Source organism: Parvibaculum sp., assembly GCF_035511255.1.
In the GTDB taxonomy this organism is placed as follows: Bacteria; Pseudomonadota; Alphaproteobacteria; order Parvibaculales; family Parvibaculaceae; genus Parvibaculum.
On the sequence record NZ_DATKFR010000342.1, the window covers coordinates 1 to 2,234 of the forward strand.

The 2,234-nt window shown below is 66.7% G+C and carries 2 protein-coding genes; both read left to right on the plus strand.

Features of this window, described 5'->3' with window-relative positions; all coding sequences use genetic code 11:
• Window positions 1-1,393, plus strand: a 1,393-nt coding sequence (gene malQ / locus VMR03_RS13350; protein ID WP_325406015.1) for a 4-alpha-glucanotransferase, incomplete at its 5' end; no start/stop codon positions are given.
• Window positions 1,390-2,234 (plus strand): alpha-amylase family glycosyl hydrolase (locus VMR03_RS13355; protein WP_325406017.1); only part of this gene is annotated, 845 nt, incomplete at its 3' end. The genes malQ and VMR03_RS13355, both read left to right, overlap by 4 nt.

A 2,234-nucleotide genomic window follows, 5' to 3' on the forward strand; every position in this document is an offset into this window, starting at 1 on the left:
GGCGGCTCTCGACACCGCAACCATTGCACGCGCATCGGATGGCGACCTCGCCGCCGCGCTCTCGGTGCTCGAGGCCCTGCCGCAGATCGACTGGCCGGAGGCGGGCCGCGCCAAGCTCACGCTTTTCCGTCGCCTGTTCGATATCTTCTCGGGCTGCAACGGCGCGGCGCGGGAAGATTTCGACCGCTTCCGCATCGAAGGCGGCGACGCGCTCGAAGATCACGCGCGCTTCGAGGCGTTGCATGCCCATCTGACCGCCGAAGACAGCGCGCTCGACGACTGGCAGAACTGGCCGAGCCTCTATCGCGATCCGCGCGGCGCTGCCGTCCTCGATTTTGCCCATGCGCATGAGGACGAGGTTGCTTTCCACGTCTTTCTGCAATGGATCGCGGATCGCAGTCTCGCCTCGGCGCAGGCCTCCTGCCGCGATGCCGGCATGGCGATCGGCCTCATCACCGATTTCGCCGTCGGCACCGATGCGAAGGGAAGCCATCCTTGGAGCCGGCAAAGCGAAATGCTCGCCGGGCTCTCCGTCGGTGCGCCGCCCGATCTCTTCAATGCGAATGGCCAATCCTGGGGCATCGCCGCCCTCTGCCCGCATGCGATGCGGCCGCATGGCTATCGCGCCTTCATCGAGGCGCTGCGCGCGACCATGCGGCACGCGGGCGGCATGCGCATCGATCATGCGATGGGGCTCAGTCGTCTTTGGGTGGTGCCGGATGGCACGGGCCCTGCCGACGGCGCCTATATCGCCTATCCGTCGGACGACCTCTTCCGCCTGATCGCGCTCGAATCCTGGCGCAACCGCGCCATCGTGCTCGGCGAGGATCTCGGCACGGTCGAGGCCGGCTTCCGCGAACGCCTGCATCGCGCCGGCATTCTCGGCACGCAGGTCATGTGGTTCGAGCGCGACGACATGGGCTTCTTTTCGTCCTCCATCTATTCGCCGAACGCGATGGCGACGACTTCGACCCACGACCTGCCGACGGTCGCCGGCTGGTGGGAGGGCCGCGACATTGCCGACCGCGAAGGCGCCGGCGTCATCACCGCCGAAGACGCGGCCAGCGAACGCCACACGCGCGGCACCGATCGCGAAGCGATCTGGCGCACCTTTCGCCATGACGGCGTCGTCAACGGCACCGGCGCGCAGGAGGCGACCGCCGAAAGCGCGGTGGAGGCGGCCGCGCATTTCATCGGCCGGACGTCCTCGCCCCTCGCCATCCTGCCGCTCGACGACGCGCTGGCCTTGCGCGACCAGGCGAACATGCCCGGCACGGTCGACGAATATCCGAACTGGCGCCGCCGCTATGCTAGCGACGCATCGAAGCTCTTCGACGATCCGGCCGTCGAACGGCGGCTCGCCGCCATCGCAGATACGCGCGGCAGATCATGACCGCGCCCCGTGCAACGGCCCGCCTTCAGTTCCACAAAGGCTTTCGCTTCGCCGACGCCGTGCCGGTCCTCGGCTATTACGCGCGGCTCGGCGTCAGCCATATCTATGCTTCGCCGATCCTCAAGGCGAAGCCCGGCTCGATGCACGGCTACGACATCGTCGACCATGCCGAGATCAATCCCGAGCTCGGCGGCGAGCCGGCTTTCCGGCGTTTCGTCGCGGCGTTGCGGGCCGCCAATCTCGGCCTCATCATCGACATCGTCCCGAACCATATGTGCGTCTCGGACAACGCCAATCGCTGGTGGAACGATGTGCTCGAATGGGGGCCGGACAGCGCCCATGCCGGCTTCTTCGACATCGACTGGCATTCGAAGGACGCCTCGCTCCGCAACAAGGTCCATTTGCCTTTTCTCGGCAAGCCCTATGGCGAGGCGCTGAAGAACGGCGAACTCTCGCTCCATGTCGCGCCCGACACCGGCCGCCTGTCGGTCGCCTATTACGACCGCCTCTTTCCGCTGAACCCGCGAAGCCATGAAGGCCTCACCGGCGATTTCGCGACGGCCTTCGACGCGCGCGAACCGGAAGGCCGCGCCAATCTGCACCGCCTTCTCGAACGCCAGCATTACAGGCTCGCCTGGTGGCGCACCGCCGCCGACGAAATCAACTGGCGCCGCTTCTTCGACATCACCGATCTCGCCGGCCTCAGGGTCGAGCGGCCGGAGGTCTTCGAACAGACTCATGCACTGATCTTCAGGCTTTATGCCGAAGGCCTCATCGACGGCGTGCGGGTCGACCATGTCGACGGTCTCGCCGATCCGCGCACCTATTGCCGTCGCCTGCG